14 protein-coding genes are annotated in these 18523 nt (G+C 55.0%); 11 read left to right on the forward strand and 3 right to left on the reverse strand.

The window, feature by feature from the left end; genetic code table 11:
- Nucleotides 1–30: 30 nt before the first annotated feature.
- The gene (ctrA, locus tag SADFL11_RS21110; RefSeq protein ID WP_008194123.1) at nt 31–723 is read right to left on the reverse strand and encodes a response regulator transcription factor CtrA; all 693 of its coding nucleotides are present in this window, start codon (nt 721–723) and stop codon (nt 31–33) included.
- A 373-nt stretch (nt 724–1096) separates the two neighbouring features.
- Between ctrA and fliI the strand changes: the two genes are divergently transcribed.
- The 3 genes from fliI (at nt 1097) to SADFL11_RS21125 (ending at nt 3476) form a co-directional block, all read left to right on the forward strand.
- Entirely contained in the window at nt 1097–2422 is a 1326-nt protein-coding gene (gene fliI / locus SADFL11_RS21115; RefSeq protein ID WP_008197082.1) for a flagellar protein export ATPase FliI, read from the forward strand.
- A 28-nt stretch (nt 2423–2450) separates the two neighbouring features.
- Nucleotides 2451–2861: a flagellar export protein FliJ gene (fliJ, locus tag SADFL11_RS21120; RefSeq protein ID WP_008193062.1), complete on the forward strand. Its 411-nt coding sequence runs from the start codon at nt 2451–2453 to the stop codon at nt 2859–2861.
- Between the two features lie 171 nt (nt 2862–3032).
- The gene (locus SADFL11_RS21125; RefSeq protein WP_040451008.1) at nt 3033–3476 is read left to right on the forward strand and encodes a paraquat-inducible protein A; all 444 of its coding nucleotides are present in this window, start codon (nt 3033–3035) and stop codon (nt 3474–3476) included.
- Here SADFL11_RS21125 and SADFL11_RS21130 read toward each other — a convergent pair whose 3' ends face one another.
- The gene (locus SADFL11_RS21130) at nt 3477–4592 is read right to left on the reverse strand and encodes a DUF2336 domain-containing protein (protein WP_008192680.1); all 1116 of its coding nucleotides are present in this window, start codon (nt 4590–4592) and stop codon (nt 3477–3479) included.
- Nucleotides 4593–4864: 272 nt separating this feature from the next.
- On the opposite strand from SADFL11_RS21130, the gene SADFL11_RS21135 reads away from it, so the two are divergent.
- The 8 genes from SADFL11_RS21135 to SADFL11_RS21170 all read left to right on the forward strand — a co-directional run bounded on the left by SADFL11_RS21135 (nt 4865) and on the right by SADFL11_RS21170 (nt 15778).
- Nucleotides 4865–7135 carry a mechanosensitive ion channel domain-containing protein gene (locus SADFL11_RS21135; protein WP_209002670.1) on the forward strand — a complete coding sequence of 757 codons (2271 nt, stop codon included), beginning with the start codon at nt 4865–4867 and terminating at the stop codon, nt 7133–7135.
- Between the two features lie 160 nt (nt 7136–7295).
- Nucleotides 7296–8816 carry a glycerol-3-phosphate dehydrogenase gene (glpD, locus tag SADFL11_RS21140; RefSeq protein ID WP_008194130.1) on the forward strand — a complete coding sequence of 507 codons (1521 nt, stop codon included), beginning with the start codon at nt 7296–7298 and terminating at the stop codon, nt 8814–8816.
- 82 nt (nt 8817–8898) lie between these two features.
- Nucleotides 8899–10392 carry a glycerol kinase GlpK gene (gene glpK, locus SADFL11_RS21145; protein ID WP_008197291.1) on the forward strand — a complete coding sequence of 498 codons (1494 nt, stop codon included), beginning with the start codon at nt 8899–8901 and terminating at the stop codon, nt 10390–10392.
- 179 nt (nt 10393–10571) lie between these two features.
- Nucleotides 10572–12176 (forward strand): ABC transporter substrate-binding protein, encoded by a 1605-nt coding sequence (locus SADFL11_RS21150; protein ID WP_134853103.1) that lies wholly within the window; start codon nt 10572–10574, stop codon nt 12174–12176.
- Between the two features lie 209 nt (nt 12177–12385).
- The gene (locus SADFL11_RS21155; protein ID WP_008193377.1) at nt 12386–12739 is read left to right on the forward strand and encodes an ArsR/SmtB family transcription factor; all 354 of its coding nucleotides are present in this window, start codon (nt 12386–12388) and stop codon (nt 12737–12739) included.
- A gap of 27 nt (nt 12740–12766) precedes the next feature.
- Nucleotides 12767–13264, forward strand: a complete 498-nt coding sequence (locus SADFL11_RS21160) for an arsenate reductase ArsC (protein ID WP_008196664.1) — start codon at nt 12767–12769, stop codon at nt 13262–13264.
- 60 nt (nt 13265–13324) lie between these two features.
- A complete protein-coding gene (gene arsB, locus SADFL11_RS21165; RefSeq protein WP_008196704.1) occupies nt 13325–14389 on the forward strand; it encodes an ACR3 family arsenite efflux transporter in 1065 nt (354 codons plus the stop codon).
- A 147-nt stretch (nt 14390–14536) separates the two neighbouring features.
- Nucleotides 14537–15778 carry an NAD(P)/FAD-dependent oxidoreductase gene (locus SADFL11_RS21170; protein ID WP_040452551.1) on the forward strand — a complete coding sequence of 414 codons (1242 nt, stop codon included), beginning with the start codon at nt 14537–14539 and terminating at the stop codon, nt 15776–15778.
- Between the two features lie 15 nt (nt 15779–15793).
- Here the strand turns inward: SADFL11_RS21170 and SADFL11_RS21175 are convergent, their stop codons facing one another.
- Complete coding sequence (locus SADFL11_RS21175) at nt 15794–18223, reverse strand: Tex family protein (protein WP_008191539.1); 2430 nt, start codon at nt 18221–18223, stop codon at nt 15794–15796.
- Nucleotides 18224–18523 lie beyond the last annotated feature (300 nt).

Consider the following 18523-nt stretch of genomic DNA (forward strand, 5'->3'; position numbering starts at 1 on the left):
GGTTTTTCGATTTTTATTGCAACAGCGTGTTTATGCGGCTGCTTCAACATCCGGTTCGCGCAGAACGTATCCGCGGCCCCAGACTGTTTCGATGTAGTTCTTTCCAGACGTCGCAGCGGCCAATTTCTTGCGCAGCTTACAGATAAAGACGTCGATGATCTTCAGCTCGGGCTCGTCCATGCCGCCATACAGGTGGTTCAGGAACATCTCCTTGGTCAGGGTCGTGCCTTTCCGAAGGGAGAGAAGTTCGAGCATCTGATATTCTTTGCCGGTCAGATGCACACGCTGTCCACCGACCTCAACGGTCTTGGTGTCCAGATTGACCTTCAGGTCGCCGGTGACGATGACGGACTGTGCATGACCTTTCGAGCGGCGCACGATCGCATGGATGCGGGCCACAAGCTCGTCCTTGTGGAACGGCTTGGTCATATAGTCGTCAGCGCCAAAGCCCAGGCCACGAACCTTGTCCTCGATGCCGGCGTTACCGGACAGGATCAAGATCGGTGTCTTAACTTTGGATACCCGAAGTGTGCGGAGAACCTCATACCCGGACATGTCCGGCAGGTTAAGATCCAGCATAATTATGTCGTAATCGTACAGCTTGCCGAGGTCGATACCTTCCTCGCCAAGATCTGTCGTGTAGACGTTGAAGTTCTCGGACTTCAGCATCAATTCGATGCTTTGCGCTGTCGCGTTATCATCCTCAATCAACAATACACGCATGCCAATCCCCTTATTCTGCCTTTCCTGGGCAAGTCGCAACGGCTGTGTCGGCGCCTGCTACGAAGGACTGCTATTAACCCCGACTCATTTATTATCGGTTAATGGTTAACAAATTCTCTTTCATAGCGGCAAGGCTCGTTGGAACGTTTCTGTGAACAACACCCAACTAATTGAATCCCCGGAAAGAATCCCGATTCATCTTTCTTAAAGTGGTGCGTTAAGAAACCGGCGTAACCGATTCCGTTCAGATTCCTTTCAACAAAGCCAGATTAACTTAGAAATGACCCTCGCTCGTCTGCCTTTCAAAGGTTAAGATTAACCAGACTCGTAAACGATCGGTTACCAAAACCATTAATGGTTAGAGGATTCTTAGGTGAAGGCGCTTTTTGCGGAAATTGATTCGCTTATGGCCACGGAAATTTACGGCCGTGTAGCCGCCGTTCAGGGGCTGCTTGTCGAGATTGCCGGACCCATTCACGAGATGAGTGTCGGATCCCGCCTGTTGATCGACAGCGGTGAGGATAACCCGCAGGTTCCTGCAGAAGTTGTAGGGTTCCGGGAGGGGCACGCGTTGTGCATGCCTTTCTCTGGGCTTGAAGGTGTGCGGATGGGATGCAAGGCCGTTATCACCTCCCGGGAGAGCGCTGTTCATCCGAGTAACGCCTGGCTTGGCCGAGTGATTAATGCTCTTGGTGAACCAATTGATGGTAAAGGACCTCTTCCAAATGGCGGTCTGCCTCGCAAATTGCGAAGCGCACCACCGCCTGCCTCTGAACGGGCCCGGGTGGGGCCGCCGCTGGATCTCGGCGTCCGGGCACTCAATACTTTCGTTACCTGCTGTGAAGGTCAGCGTATGGGTATCTTCGCCGGTTCAGGCGTAGGTAAATCCGTGCTCATGTCGATGCTGGCCCGAAACACCCAGTGCGACACAGCTGTGATCGGGTTGATCGGCGAACGTGGCCGCGAAGTGCAAGAGTTTATTGAAGACGATCTTGGCGAAGAAGGATTGGCCCGGTCGGTTGTTGTTGTCGCGACATCTGATGAAAGTGTCTTGATGCGGCGGCAGGCAGCTTATCTTGCCATGACTGTTGCAGAACATTTCCGTGATGAGGGCGACAAAGTCCTGTGCATGATGGATTCGGTGACCCGGTTTGCCATGGCGCAACGCGAAATCGGCCTTTCAATCGGGGAGCCACCCACATCAAAAGGATATACGCCAACGGTCTTTACCGAACTGCCGCGCCTTCTGGAGAGGGCCGGACCCGGTAAATCCGGATCAGGTTCGATTACGGGGCTCTTCACTGTTCTTGTGGAAGGCGACAATCATAACGAACCTGTTGCAGATGCTGTGCGGGGAATTCTGGACGGGCACGTTGTGATGGAGCGGGGAATTGCGGAACGGGGACGGTATCCAGCGATTAATGTCTTGAAATCCGTATCGCGGACCATGCCGCGTTGTGTTCCACCAGAACAGCAGCCTGTCTTGAGAAAGGCAAAGCAGCTTCTCTCCACATATACAGATATGGAAGAACTCATTCGGCTTGGAGCCTACAGAAGGGGATCGGACCCGACAGTTGACGAGGCAATCTATCGTTTCGGGCCAATTGATGATTTCCTGAATCAGGGCAAAGACGAGTCGACAACACTTTTTGAAGGTTATGTGCAGCTTGCCAACCTTTTGGAAATGACTCAGGAATAGACTACCCGTGTAAGGGGAGTATTGAGTAATGAAAACCCGAGACAGTTTGATCCGTTTGAAGCGGTTTCAGGTTGACGAAAAACGGCGGCAACTCGCCCAGATCGAGAGCATGATATCCGAGTTCAACCGGATGGCGGACGAGCTCGATGATCAGATTCGCACCGAGCAGGAGCGGACAGGGATTACCGACGTCAGTCATTTCGCCTACCCGACATTCGCAAAGGCTGCTGCCGATCGTAGAGACAATTTGCGCAATTCGGCCCATGAACTGGACGATCAGTTGCAGCGCGCTCAAGACGAGCTCAGCGAGGCAATTGAGGATCTGAAGAAGTTCGAACAGCTGGAAGAGCGGGATCAGCAGCGCGAACGCACCGCTCAGGAAGCCGCCGAGCAGGAACAATTGGATGAAGTTGCTGCGCGTGGACGGTCCAGATACTGACATTAATAACCGGGTGCGAATGAGGCGCAGCGGCAGGGTTGGCCCCGGCGTAGAGTTCGTGTGACCTAGTCGCCTTCCTAAAGCGATATTTGGATTGTTATTCTCGCGAAGTATTCTGTGGGACTACTTCGTCGTTTGAATTTGAATAAACCTGCTGCAGGAGCAACCAGTATGCGGTTGATGATTGCACTACTCCTGCCAATCGCAACTTTTTCATTCACACTCGGCATTACCCTCCCGCTGATGCGGCTTGAAAAACTCTATTTTCTGGAGGAGCGGCCGTCTCTGCTAGAGGTCATTCACGGTTTGTGGCTGGAAGGGGATGGTGCGCTGGCAGCAATCATCGCAATGTTTTCCGTCGTCTTCCCTGCTGCAAAGATTATCGTTGTGCATGTCGCCGTGATAACAGGCGCACGGTTGAGATCGCTGGCGTTGCTGTCGACGCTCAGCAAGTGGTCCATGCTGGATGTAATGCTTGTCGCGCTGGTCCTCTTTGCGGCGAAGACCAGCGGTTTGGCTGCCGCAGCGATCCTGCCGGGGCTGTGGTTTTATGCCAGCGCTACTCTTGCAACCGCACTTGCTGCCGCTTTATGCCGGCGGGCTACCGGCGGATGATTACGCAAAAGCGAGCCTGCTAGAAACCGTCGCAGATGCTTCGGATTTCCTGCCTTTGCGATTTGCCTGGAAATCTGAGCACCGGCTCTCTTTGGAAGCTTCCAGCTCCTTGAGGTGCGCAGCGTATGCGCCGATCCAGCTGGAACCCTTCTTGGCAGGAATTCTAAGGTGGGTGCACCGTGCTTTCACAAACAATGAAAAGGTTTGAGGCTGCAGTCCGCATCGCGCCGCAGTCCGCATGACAGTTTGCAGTTTTCCGTTGAAAACGGCGTCCTTGAAGGCCTTTTGTGCGATCCTTCCGCGCAAGCTCATCAGTTCAACGACATGATTGAACCGCTGGTCCTGGAGCAGCAGCGTGACCAGCTCATCTGGCGTTGCACCAGCGCGTTGCGCATCGGGCCACAACAAGCTCATGTCGTTGTTGTCCAGGGCATGCCCTAATTCTCGTCTCAGGTTCTTGATCTTTGCAATCTGATCAAGCTGTTCCTGTGAGAGTGCGCCTTGAATGATTGACGTCAGACGCTTCTTTGCGTCCTCATTGACCATGGGTAGCAATTGCTGGCAGATCGCAGGCGTCAGATCCGATCTATGCGACAAACTATCCCGGACTTTACTGTCTTCCGCAGCCAGCCGCACAAGGCACACCATGGCGTCCCGGGACAATCGAATTTCCCGGTTTCCGGCAAGGATACGGTGGATCGGTGTGTCGCCCTTTTGTGCTAGTGCGTCAGACACTTCAGAGCTGAGGTCCGGACGATGGGCGATGGCTTGCAAGTGAGCATTGCTCAGTTCTTGAATGAACTGAAGGAGATCTTCTTGTGAGAAGACAGGAGAAGATGCCAGGAGGGGGGACGCAATTGGCGCATCATCTTCCGCGATTTTTTTGGCCAACGTATCGGGTATGTCCGGGCAGTTTGACAGTTTCTGCGCGAGGCGTACGCGGTCGTCGGCCGTTGCGTCGCTGTAAAGCTTGAGCGTTACCTCAGCAAATATTGTGAGTTCCGGTGTGGTGCGCTGGTCTAGATCATCAGTGACGAGCCTGCAAAGCTCACCGAACAGCGCCGCCCGTGCGGAATCTGTACCCTCTTCGGCAAGTTTTAACAGCGTGACTGACATCTTTCCTCCTCTTAACACGAAGGAAAGCTTGATACTGTTATTAATACGTTACCATTTAGTCCGAAATTCAAATATGACCTTGCGGAAATTTAGGATATTTCTTGATATTTTGCGACGTATATTGTCAGAAATCGCAATCTTTTTGAACTTGGCAGCAGGCATGACTCCTGTTGAGCAAACGGGTGAAGACATAAAACCGGGATTGCCGCGGACCTACGTCCCCTCTAGCATGCTGTCTTTCCAGCAATAATTCTATGCCGGTGGAAGCCTTTATGACCGTCTTGATGCGTAGTCTTTGCCTGATTATTTTCCTTGTGTTTGTTCCAGGTGCGGCGATCGCGCAAGAGACTGCAGATTCAACTCAGCAAGCAAATGAAATCAGCCAGGCACGCGATGCTCTGATCAAGATTTTGGAGGATCCCGATACCCGCGCGGCACTCATCAAACAACTGAGCCAAGACCAGCAGCCGTCGGACGACGCCAGTGGGCAAACTGGCGCGCAGTCCGAGCCCGCTACAGCGACCCCGAATGAGGCCAATGAGAGCTTTGTGCTGAGGGTAGGCGAATACACCCGCAAACTTGCAGATGAAGTTGGCATCTTCTTCGACAGAGCTGGGCATTCGCTGAACGGACTGATTTTGATCCTCAAAGGGGATATTCCGATCAAGTGGGATCGGGTTCAAACGGTATTTGTGCAAGTCGCAGCTGTCTTGATTGCCGCATACTTGGCCTTCTGGTCAGGTCAGTTGGTTGCTCGAAAAGCCTATGCCGGGCTTGCTCTCAAGGCGCGGTATGGCGGCGGGCTCATGCGCACGTCCATTCTGATCCTATCGACGGTGATTGACGGGATCACGGTCGCCATCGGTTTGGGCGTTGGGTATTTTGTTGCTCTTTTGGCGTACGGCGGGTTCGCAGCAGGCGTCACTATTCAGGAAAGTCTTGCGCTCAATGCGTTTTTCATAACCGGTATGGCCAATGTAGCGCTTCGGTTTGTGTTTGCGCCGCGCCGTCCGGAGTTGCGCTTGCTACCCTTCGATGACGAGAATGCGCTCTACTGGTACACCCGGCTTCGGCTGTACATGTACTGGAACAACTTCGGCATATTTTTGCTGGTTCCCGTTTCCAACGTTGCTGTCTCATTTGTTCTTGGAAATGCGCTTCGCTTCCTGATCGTGCTCAGCGGGATGATCTACCTGATGGCGCTGATTGTGCGGAATCGTGTCCGGGTACGGGAGGGAACGCAAGGCTATGCGGAAACGCTGCAGAGCACTCTGGCGCAAAGGGCTCTATCCAACCTTGGAAAGCTTTGGCATGTAGGGGCACTTGGCTACATCATCGCGATTTTTGTTGTCTGGGTCACACGGCCCTTTGATGCAACAACCATTATCTTGCGGGCGACAGTCCTATCGATTGTCACGATCATGGCGGGGATGGCATTATCGTTGATCGTCACCCGGGCCATCAAGGGCGGGATCCGGCTGCCGGATGATTTGAACGCAAAGCTTCCGGCTCTTCAGCACCGGCTAAATGCATTCGTTCCGCGACTCTTGAGGCTGGTCCGTTTCTTCGTCTTTGTCGCAACAGTCCTTCTGCTCTTTGAGGTTTGGGGCCTCTTCAGCATTCTAAATTGGCTGTCGTCTGAAACTGGCAGCCGGCTGATCAACAGCTATGGGTCCGCATTCCTTGTTATTCTGGTTGGTTTCGCGATCTGGCTGGCGTTGATGTCATGGGTGGATCTACGTCTGCAATCGCGCCGTGGGCACATCGTGACCGCGCGCGAGCGAACACTTTTCCAACTGTTTCGGAATGCCGCGACCGTCGTCATTCTTGTGATGACCGTATTGCTCGGACTGTCGGAAATCGGGATTGATATCGGTCCGCTGATCGCCGGTGCAGGTGTGGTTGGTCTCGCGATTTCATTCGGTGCGCAGACCCTGGTTAAGGACATCATCACGGGCGCCTTCATTCAGATTGAGAATGCAATCAACCAGGGAGATGTTGTGACCGTTGCTGGCATTACCGGCACTGTTGAAGGCATCACCGTGAGATCTGTCCGAATTCGCGATCTGAATGGGACGACCCACATTATCCCGTTCTCGTCTGTGGACATGGTGTCCAACTTCATGCGCGGGTTCTCGTATCACGTGGCCTTGATTGGGGTGTCCTACGACACAGATATCGCCGACGCGAAAGAAGCTATGCAGGAGGCCTTCCGGCGCCTCAAGGCAACCGACTACGGTTCAAAGATATATGAAGACCTTGAAATGCACGGGGTCACAAACTTCGGCGCAAGTTCGATCGACATTCGTGCCCGGATCAAAACCACGCCAGGTGATCAATGGTCGGTCGGCCGGGCTTATAATGAGTTTGTCAAACAGGTTTTTGATGAGCGCAGCATCGAAATCCCGTTCCCGCAAGTGACATACCATGCAGCAACGCCAGCCTATGCGCAGGACGACGTGCCAAAAGTAACGCAAGTCAAGGCAACTAAGAAACCGAAACCGGTCGCCGACGATGCGCCGGCGGAGGATGGCGACCGCTAGCCTCACACGTCCATCCTGCATTTTTCTGAGCCTCTGCTGGCTGGCTTGTCCTCTGGCAGGGGCTTTTATTATGCGTGAATGAATTGTGATTGATTTTCGACTGGTTTCGAATTATTTTCGTTTTAGAAATCGCGCGAAATATACGGAGCCTTAGAGGACCATGGCGGCGGACTACGATCTTTTGGTAATTGGTGGCGGGATCAATGGTGCGGGCATTGCCCGTGATGCCGTAGGCCGGGGCGCGTCGGTCATGCTTGTTGAGATGGGGGATCTTGCGGGAGCGACCTCGTCTGCATCGACCAAGCTCATCCATGGCGGCTTGCGCTACCTTGAATATTGCGAGTTTGATTTGGTGCGCAAAGCGCTGAAGGAACGCGAGGTCCTCTGGAAGCTGGCACCGCATATCGCCTGGCCGCTGCGTTTCATCCTGCCCCATCACAAGGACCTGCGTCCGGCGTGGCTGCTGCGCCTTGGCCTGTTCATGTATGACCATCTTGGCGGCCGCAAACTTCTTCCGGCGACAAACACCGTGCCCCTGGATCAAGGAACCTACAGCAAGGGCTTGAAAAAGCTTTTCAAGAAGGGGTTTGAGTACTCAGATTGCTGGGTCGACGACGCGCGGCTGGTGGTTCTGAATGCCCGCGATGCAGCCGATCGCGGGGCAGAAGTCCTGACCCGTACAAAATGCGTCAGCGCCCGCCGTGATGGAGATCATTGGCAAGTTGTCCTGAAAGATCTGTCGTCCGGCACTGAGCGTACCGTGACTGCCTCCGTCTTGGTGAACGCTGCAGGGCCTTGGGTTGCGGAAATGTTGCGCGGGGTTGTCGGAGCGAACAATTCGTCGGCCATCCGCCTTGTCAAAGGCAGTCATATCATCGTGCCGCGTCAGTTCGAGCACGACCGGTGCTTCATTTTCCAGAACGGCGACGGCCGGATTGTATTTGCGATCCCGTATGAAAATGACTTCACGCTAATCGGGACCACCGACGTCGATTACCAGGATGATCTGGGCAAGGTGCAGATCTCACAAGACGAGGTTGAGTATCTGTGCAAGGCGGTGAGCGAATACCTCGAGACGCCGGTCACTCCAGACGTCGTCGTCCACACCTATTCCGGTGTGCGCCCACTTTATGATGACGGCGCGAAAGATGCGAAGGCTGCAACACGCGACTATGTTCTGGAGTTGGATGCCGGGGACCATAAACCGGCAGTTCTGTCTGTATTTGGCGGGAAAATCACGACGTACAGGAAGCTGTCCGAACATGTTCTGGAAAAACTGAAACCGCATCTCCCATTCAAACGCGATGAGTGGACGGACCAGGACGTGTTGCCAGGCGGAAACTTCAACGTTCTGGCTTTTGAGGAAGAAGTCTCAGCGCTGCAGGCTCATTATCCTTTCCTCGACAAGACCTTCGCCACGCGCCTAATTCGCCTTTACGGCACTGATGCCCGGTCTATCCTGGGCAAGGCAGCGCAGCTTTCTGATCTTGGTCAGCTGTTCGGCTACAATCTTTATGAAGCTGAAGTGAAGTGGCTCGTCAGCCGTGAGTGGGCCCGGACCGCAGAAGATGTCTTGTGGCGGCGGACCAAATTGGGTTTGCGTTTGAGCGAAGTGGAAACAGCTGCGCTCGACAACTACCTCTCTGCTCATCTTGCGGAATTGGTTGGCACTGCTGCATAGTGCTGTCACACCCTGACCGAACCGCTGGGAGCCGCCGGCGGTTTTTTTAAAAACAACAAGCATGAAATTTGGGAGGAGCGCCATGGCCGGATGTGTGTTGGCGATTGACCAGGGCACTACGTCAAGCCGTGCCATTGTCTTTGGTGAAGATTTTCAGCCGGTAAGTGTCGGGCAGCAGGAGTTTCCGCAACACTTTCCAAAGTCTGGTTGGGTTGAGCATTCACCATCGGATATATGGACCAGCACGCTCCGGGTTTGCCGTGAGGCGATGGAAAACGCACCGGGCAACGGTGCCGATGTCGCAGCGATCGGAATCACAAACCAGCGTGAAACAACGCTTGTCTGGGATCGCAAAACCGGTGAGCCGGTCTATAATGCGATTGTGTGGCAGGACCGCCGGACCGCCGACTTTTGCGCAAGACTTCGCGCAGAAGGTCTTGAAGCAAAATTCACAGCCAAGACCGGCTTGCTGCTAGATCCCTATTTCTCCGGAACAAAAATTGCCTGGATTCTGGACAATGTCGACGGCGTCCGTGCACGAGCCGAACGCGGCGAACTTGCATTTGGTACGGTTGACAGCTGGCTGATCTGGCATCTAACGGAAGGCGAGGTGCACGCCACTGACGCCACGAATGCATCCCGGACACTGATTTATAATATCCATGACAACGCCTGGGATGCTGAGCTTTGCGAGCTTTTGAAAATTCCAATGAGTCTTCTGCCCGTCGTCAAAGACAGTGCGGATGACTTCGGTGTAGCCAAGGCGGATCTGTTCGGACGGGAATTGCCGATCCTTGGTGTTGCCGGGGACCAACAGGCTGCCACTGTTGGGCAAGCGTGTTTTGAGCCTGGCATGGTGAAGTCGACCTATGGAACCGGTTGTTTTGCCTTGATGAATACGGGCGCAAAGCCGGTCGCATCAGCAAATCGGATGCTAACGACGATCGCTTATCGGCTAAACGGTGAGACGACTTATGCGCTCGAAGGGTCGATTTTTGTTGCAGGTGCCGCTGTCCAATGGCTTCGCGATGGCGTTGGCCTCATTGAAAATGCAGCCGACTCTCAGGCTCTTGCCGAACAAGCCGACCCAAACCAGGACGTCTATCTGGTCCCGGCCTTCGTCGGTCTCGGCGCGCCTTATTGGGACGCGGACGCGCGCGGGGCAATGTTCGGGTTGACCCGGAATACCGGGCCGAAGGAAATCGTCCGTTCGGTTCTGCAAAGTGTCGGTTATCAGACGAGTGATCTCATCTCTGCGATGCAGTCTGACTGGCCGGATGCGCATTCGCCGGTATTGCGGGTCGACGGCGGCATGACGGCGTCCGACTGGACGATGCAATTCCTGTCCGATATCCTCGGCGCACCGGTGGATCGCCCCACCGTTGCTGAGACCACAGCACTCGGCGCCGCCTGGCTCGCGGGAAGTCGGGCCGGGATCTGGCCTGGACAAAAAGAATTCTCCGCCAAATGGAAACTGGAAAAACGGTTTGAACCCCATCTTGACCAGGACCGGCGGGAGCAGCTGCTGGCCGGTTGGAAAGACGCGGTCAGAAGAACGCGCTCCAGTCTGGACTAGGCAGACAATTAAGGCCCCGGCATTGCCGGGGCTTTTTTGTAGCAACGCATTTCCAACATATCGAATCTGGTTATCTTTCAAACCGTGGCATCCTGTTTCCTACGGGCTCAAGTTCTACTCATAAAGAACGTCCCAATGGTCACGGGCTATGCTTTTTTATCAAAGAAGAGATGCGCTTGATGACTGTTTCGAGAACACTGAAGTCCGCACTGCTGGGCGCCTGTTTTGTGATGGCGGCCGCTTCGGGATCCGCAGCTAAGACGTTGGTGTTTTGCTCAGAAGGCTCACCGGAAGGTTTTGACCCTGCACTTCACACCTCAAAGATCACTTTCGACGCGTCTTCCAAACCCCTCTACAATCGTTTGGTCGAGTTCAAACCCGGAACGACTGAAGTCGAACCTGGCTTGGCTGAGAGCTGGGATGTGTCTGATGATGGATTGGAGATCACATTCAATCTCCGCAAAGGCGTTACATTCCACAGCACATCATTTTTCAAGCCGAGCCGTGAGTTGAATGCTGACGACGTGCTGTTCTCTCTCGAGCGCCAGCGTAAGAAGAGCCATTCCTGGCACGCCTACATGCCGGGCACAGCTTGGGAGTTTTTCGATGCCATGTCTATGCCGGAGTTCATCAAGGACATCGTCAAAGTCGATGACCATACTGTGAAGTTTGTGTTGACACGCCGGGAAGCGCCGATATTTGCAAACCTTGCGATGGATTTCGCGTCCATTTTGTCAGCTGAATATGCTGATCAGCTAGAGGACGCGGGCGCCAAAGACCAGTTGAATGTCCGGCCTGTCGGTACGGGGCCTTTCGCCTTTGTTGGCTACCAAAAAGGCGCGATCGTTCGCTTCTCCGCGCATTCCAACTACTGGGATGGCAAGCAAGCTATCGACAACCTGACCTTCGCAATCACCCCGGATGCAGCAGTCCGGCTTCAAAAACTCAAGGCGGGCGAATGTCATGTGATGTCACGTCCTGCTCCAACGGATATCGATGATGTTCGCACAGACAGCGATCTGACTTTGAAGGAGCAGCCGAGCTTGAACATCGGCTATCTGGCGTACAATACCAAGGTGCCTCCGTTCGATCGCAAGGAGGTTCGTAAGGCTCTGTATCACGCCATCAACAAGCAGGAGATTATTGAGGCGGTTTACCAGGGAGCTGGTCAGGTTGCGAGAAATCCGTTCCCGCCGACAGTCTGGTCACACGACACAGCAATCGAAGACGATGGATATAACCCCGAACTCGCGAGGGAAATGCTTGCCGCGGCCGGCATTGAAGATCTTTCCCTAACGATCTGGGCGATGCCGATTCCGCGCTCGTACAATCCGAATGCGCGTCTGATGGCTGAATACATCAAAGCTGACTTGGAGAAGGCTGGTGTGCGCGTTGAGATCGTTTCCCACAAATGGGGCAAGTACCTGTCGTTATCGAAAGACATTAATCGGCAGGGGGCTGTCCTGTTCGGATGGACCGGTCGAAATGGTGACCCGGACAACTTTCTGAACGAACTTCTGAGTTGTGAGCGTGTGGGCGGTTCCAACCGGGCCCAATGGTGTAACGACGCGTTTGAAGCTCTGATCAAGAAGGCCCGAACTACTTTTGATCCAGCAGAGCGCGCAAGGCTCTACGAAGAGGCTCAAAGGGTGTTTAGCGAAGAAGCCCCTTGGGTGACCATTGCGCATTCCATGGCATACGTTCCGATGTCTGCAAAAGTCACTGGATACGTTATGGATCCGCTCGGTGGTCATTCGTTTAAGGGCGTAGATCTGACCGATTAAGCGCAATTGCTATTAAAGACAGTTAGCCCCGTCAGGGTTTGGGGTGTCAGGTCGGCTGGACGGTTTTGTATCAGTTCCGTCCTGGCACTTTATCTCCTAGCCATTTTCTTCCAGCTTCCATTGTTGTTTTGGGTGCCTTTCTCCGCTTGAGGTTCTTTTTCGATTTGAGATTGGGTTGCATTTTTCCATAATTCGAGTATTATCGAAATATGGAAAAAGAAGATGCCTTGAGAGCATTGGCGGCCTTGGGTCAGGAAACCCGCCTCGACGTCTTTCGCCTATTGGTGAAAGCGGGAAAAGAAGGCATGGCAGCGGGCGCCATTTCAGATGCTCTCAGCGTGCGTCCGAATACCCTATCGACCCACTTGAGCGCCCTGTCCCGCTCCGGCCTTGTGCACGCCGAACGGGACGGGCGCTCAATCCATTACCGCGCGGATCTCTCCGCCATGGGCGCGCTCACAACGTATCTGCTGCAAGACTGTTGCGGCGGAAATCCGGAAATGTGCGCCCCGATAATGACCATGCTCGGCGATAGTGTGAGCGTTGAAAAGGACCGGTGTTAGAACCGGACAGAAGTGGGGCTTCATAATATGCGTAACGCCTTGTTTGTTTGCACGGCCAATTCTGCGCGCTCTGTATTAGGCGAAGCGATCCTACGCCATATGAGCGAGGGAAAATTCAACACCTATTCAGCGGGCTCGACACCGCGGGGCATGGTCAATCCGGACGCAATTTCCTGCCTACAGCGCAAGAACCTGCCAACTGACGGTTTCAGATCGAAGAGCTGGGAAGAGTTTGCGGGTGCGGCAGCGCCGAAAATGGACCTGATCATTACTGTTTGTGACAGCGCAGCCGGCGAGGCCTGCCCGGTTTGGCCGGGGCATCCGTTTGTCGTGCATTGGGGCATTGCCGATCCAGCCTCCGTTGAGGGCGATGATGCGACCCGCGCTGAGGCTTTCGACCTTGCTTATGACCGTCTTGAGCGCCGGATCGCTGCGATGCTCGCGCTTGGCGATGATGTCTTCTCAGCACCCGGCGGCAAGGCGCAACTTTCTGCGATCCAGACAAATGCAGTCACGCACGGCTGATCTGTTCAAAAACCAGGGTTCACGGAATTTCGAATGCCCGTTTCTTTCAGGAGTATAAAAATGTCGAATGCGGATCAGTCGCCTCTCGGGCTGTTTGAGAGGTATCTGTCGGTTTGGGTTGCCCTTTGTATTGGTGCAGGGGTGGTGCTGGGGCTCGTTCTTCCCGGAGTCTTTGCCGCTATTGCCTCCGTAGAATATGCCAGCGTCAATCTCGTTGTGGCAGTCTTCATCTGGGTGATGATTTATCCGATGATGGTCAATGTCGATTTCGCTTCCCTCAAGGATGTGGGGCGGAAACCCAAGGGCCTTTGCATTACCCTAGTGATCAACTGGCTGATCAAGCCGTTCACGATGGCAGCGCTCGGGGTACTCTTCTTCAACTACCTTTTTGCCGGCTGGGTCGATCCGCAAAGCGCGCAGGAATACATTGCCGGGATGATCTTGCTGGGCGTTGCTCCGTGCACGGCCATGGTGTTCGTGTGGAGCCAATTGGTGCGCGGGGATGCCAACTACACATTGGTGCAAGTGTCGATCAATGACATCATCATGGTCTTTGCCTTTGCGCCGATCGCAGCATTTCTGCTCGGTGTGACAGATATTGTGGTGCCGTGGGAAACCCTGCTCTTGTCGGTGATCCTGTATGTTGTTTTCCCGCTCGCTGCTGGATACGTGACCCGCAAGTCTTTGGACAAATCCGGGGATCATGAGCAGATCGCGAGGTTTACCGAGAGGGTCAAACCGTTTTCGGTCATGGGTTTGCTTGCGACTGTCGTGCTTCTGTTCGGGTTCCAGGCCCAGACGATTGTTGAAAAGCCAAGCGTCATTGCACTCATTGCGGCACCGCTTTTGGTTCAAAGCTACGGCATCTTTGCGGTCGCTTACGTCTGGGGGTATTTGTGGAGGGTGCCGTTCACAACCGCCGCTCCGGCTGCGTTGATCGGAACTTCGAACTTTTTCGAGCTGGCGGTTGCGGTCGCGATCAGTCTCTTTGGGCTGAACTCGGGAGCTGCTTTGGCCACGGTTGTCGGGGTTCTGGTCGAAGTCCCCGTGATGCTGTCACTGGTCGCATTCGCCAATCGCACCCGTCATTGGTTTGTTGATGGCAGGGCGGCTGTCTATCAATAGTCGGTGCTCGTGCTCGAGTTTTGACGGCTTGAGACTAAAGCCGAAACTGGCCGCAGGCTGAGGAGTTCAGCCTGTGGCCATTTTTATATGAGTTGGCTATGCTTCACGCTTGTTCTGGCAATCCTTCTTTCTCAAAGCATCAACCGCATGACCAAACCTGACGTCACCATAGTGGGGGCCGGTATTATCGGGCTTGCCACGGCCGCCAACCTTGTGCAGCGCGGATATCACGTGACAATTGTCGACCGGGAAGGACCGGCAGCTGGCGCAAGTCAGGGCAACGCCGGAGCGATTGCTTGGACTGATGTTGCCCCGCTCGCAAGTCCCGGCCTTTGGAAACAGGCGATCAAGTGGTTGATGGATCCGCTTGGGCCGCTGACTGTTCGCCCAGCTTACGCCGTCAAGATCCTGCCATGGATGCTCCGCTTTATGGCGGCCTCCAATCACAGCCAGATGAAGCGCAGTACTGAGGCCCTGGCCGCACTCAATGCGGAAGCCTGGCCATCCTGGGAGCGTTTGTGGCGCGTATCCGGAACGCACAATCAGGTGCGCAAGGACGGATGCCTGGAGCTGTTCGATACCGTCAGCTCATTGAAAGATGCGCATTTGGGATGGGAGGAACAGCGAGCTTTCGGCATCGATGTCCAGGAGCTCGATCTGGCGGCTATCCGCGATATGGAACCGGGATTGTCCGATCGCGTGGTGGGTGGTGCCCTCGTGCCCGAGTGGGCGCAGGTGGATGACCCGAAATTGTTGTGTTTGTCGCTGGCCGATTGGCTGAAAAGCCAAGGGGTAGTTTTCGATGTTGGCGAAGTCGCGGGCGTCCAGTCTAAGCCTTCAGGAGTGTTGGTGACGCTTGCAGATGGCCGAACCGTACATCCGGACCGGTTGGTCATCGCTTGTGGTGCCTGGTCCAAAAAACTTGCGGCACAACTTGGCGACAAGATCCCCTTGGATACAGAGCGGGGGTACAACATCACGATTCCGGAGCCCGGTGTCACCGTGAACCGTTTCATCATGTTGCCGGGGCACGGGTTTGTCCTGTCGCCGCTGTCGACCGGACTGCGGGTTGGCGGAGCTGTTGAGTTCGGCGGGCTGGATTTACCTGAAAACTGGAAACGCGTGGATGCCATGGTTGCCAAGGCACGGCGTTTCTTTCCGGATCTCAAGACCGAAGGAGGCAAGCGCTGGATGGGTTTTCGTCCCTCTATTCCAGACAGTCTGCCTGTCATTGGTGCCGCGCCGCAGGCGGATGGGGTCTATTACGCCTTCGGTCATGCCCATCATGGTCTGACGGAAGCCGCAGTGACCGGGGAGATGATCACCGACATGATCGACGGTGCAACGCCATCCGTCGACCCGAACCCGTTCCGCGCCGACCGGTTTTGACCAGAAAAGAAAGAGTTACTTCCGTTTCTTGTTCATGGCTGCCGCAAGAGCTGCGGCCATGGCGTTGTTTCCGCCGTCATTGCCTGAGGACTTCTGAGGACCGCCCTTGCCACCGTGTGGGGCGTTACCCGGGCCTCGGCCACCACCTGATCCTTTCCCGCCGGCACCACCCGGCCGGTTTTGCGCAGTCCGCTCCTTTTGCCCCTGATAGTCGGCTTGTGACTTCATTGTCATAGAGATGCGTTTACGCGGAATGTCGACTTCCAGAATGGTGACCTTGACGATGTCACCGGCCTTGACGACCGTGTGCGGATCACCAACGAACTTGTCCGCAAGCTGGGAGACATGCACCAGACCGTCCTGGTGTACACCGACGTCGACGAAGGCGCCGAAGTTCGTGACGTTGGTCACCGTACCTTCCAGTTTCATGCCCGGTTTCAGATCCAAGATTTCCTCGACACCGTCCTGAAGCGCTGCGGTCTTGAATTCGGGGCGCGGATCACGGCCCGGCTTTTCAAGTTCGGACAGGATGTCCTTCACCGTCGGCAATCCGAATTTCTCGTCGATGAAGTCTTTCGGTTCCAGATTCTGGAGAATGCCGCTGTCGCCCATCAAATGGGGGACATCCCGGCCACAGGCTTTCACGATGCGCTTGGCGAGCGGATAGGCTTCCGGGTGAACCGAGGACGAATCGAGAGGTTCAGTTCCCTCGTTGATGCGCAGGAAGCCGGCACAGAGTTCAAACGCCTTTGCGCCTAGACGCGGCACGTCCTTCAATTGCGAGCGCTTGTCAAACCGGCCAATTGTATCGCGGTGTTCAACGACCGCTTTTGCAAGACTATCGGACAGACCGGAAATTCGCGAAAGAAGAGCCGAGGAGGCAGTGTTGAGATCAACGCCAACCGCGTTCACAGCGTCTTCGACAACTGCATCAAGGGCGCGGGCAAGTTTCGTCTGGTTGACGTCGTGCTGATACTGGCCAACGCCGATGGACTTCGGCTCGATCTTGACGAGTTCTGCCAAAGGATCCTGGAGGCGCCGGGCAATCGACGCGGCACCGCGCAGCGAGACATCAACGTCCGGCATTTCCTTCGCGGCCAGTTCCGACGCGGAATAGACTGATGCGCCGGCCTCGTTGACGATCACCTTCACTGGCCTCTGTGCCGCTGGAATATCCGCTAGGACGTCACCAGTCAGCTTGTCGGTTTCCCTGCTCGCCGTGCCGTTGCCGATGGCGATCAGGCCAACCTTGTGCTTTGCGATCAGTGCCAGAAGCGTGTTGCGGGATCCGGCAAGATCATTGCGCGGCTGGAAAGGATAGATTGTTGCGGTGTCGATCAGCTTGCCAGTCTCGTCTACCACCGCGACCTTCACCCCGGTTCGGATACCCGGATCCAGACCGAGCGTTGCTTTCGATCCTGCAGGAGCGGCGAGCAGCAGATCCTTGAGGTTCTTGGCGAACACCTGGATGGCTTCTTCCTCGGCCTTGTCCCGAAGAACACCCATCAGGTCAAGTTCCAGATGAAGGGCCAGTTTGACCTTCCAGGCAAAGCGGGCGACATCCATCAGCCATTTGTCGGCCGGTCGGCCTTGATCGACGATGCCGTAGGTGTCTGCGACCATCTTCACGGCTGGCAGGATTGGCGCCGGATCATCGGCGTCGACCGCCAGATCGACAGACAGAATTCCTTCATTGCGGCCACGGAAAAGGGCAAGAGCCCGGTGGCTCGGGATCTTTGACCAGCTCTCCGAATACTCGAAATAATCGGCGAACTTTGCGCCTTTGTCGCCCATGCCGTCGATCAGCTTCGACTGCACCACTCCGCGCGTTTCGATATACCGGCGCAGCCTGCCCACGAGCTCTGCGTTTTCTGCGAATCGTTCCATCAGGATCTGCCGAGCGCCATCAAGCGCTGCTTTCGTATCGGCAACGCCCTTGGCGTCGTCGATGAAACCTGCAGCCTCCGTTTCCGGTGTTTTTCCAGGATCGGCCAGCAGCAGGTCCGCGAGCGGTTCCAGTCCCGCTTCTCGCGCAATCTGAGCCTTGGTGCGGCGCTTCTTCTTGAAGGGCAGGTAAATATCTTCGAGCTGAGACTTGGTCTCGGCTGCTTGAATGCTTGCGGCGAGGGCCTCGGTCATCTTGCCCTGCTCATCGATGGACCGGGTGATTGCACCGCGCCGGTCTTCAAGTTCGCGCAGGTAAATCAGGCGCTCCTCGAGCTTGCGCAATTGGCTGTCGTCCAGACCGCCCGTCGCTTCTTTCCGGTACCGCGCGATGAAAGGCACCGTCGATCCTTCATCCAGCAAATGAACTGTTGCGTTCACCTGGCCGGCCTGGCAGCCGATTTCGTCTGCAATTTTTCTTGCGATCCGCAGCGCGGTTTCTGCGGCAAGGGTGTTTGCTGACTTTTGGGATGTCGGCTCTGGAGCAGTGACGCTTGTCATCTGGGTCTACACTTTCAGGACTGGAAACGAGACAGGGACGATAATTCGGACACTCTCCGTGCAAAAGAGGTCCAGTCTATGATCCACTGGCAATTCTCGATATCTGGTGTGTCGGTCGCCATGCGCTTCCAAATCAGGAACCTTTGAACGCCCAGCAACAGACCTGGACCCTGTAAACTCAAGATAGATAGTTGATGAACATCGCGTAATGAGTGCAGTTTTGTTCGGCGATTGGTCGGTAATATTGCGTAAAATTTCAACAATCGAACGATTTGCTTAGTTTTGCGTATTCTTGCGCCA

This window comes from Roseibium alexandrii DFL-11, from assembly GCF_000158095.2.
Classification (GTDB): domain Bacteria; phylum Pseudomonadota; class Alphaproteobacteria; order Rhizobiales; family Stappiaceae; genus Roseibium; species Roseibium alexandrii.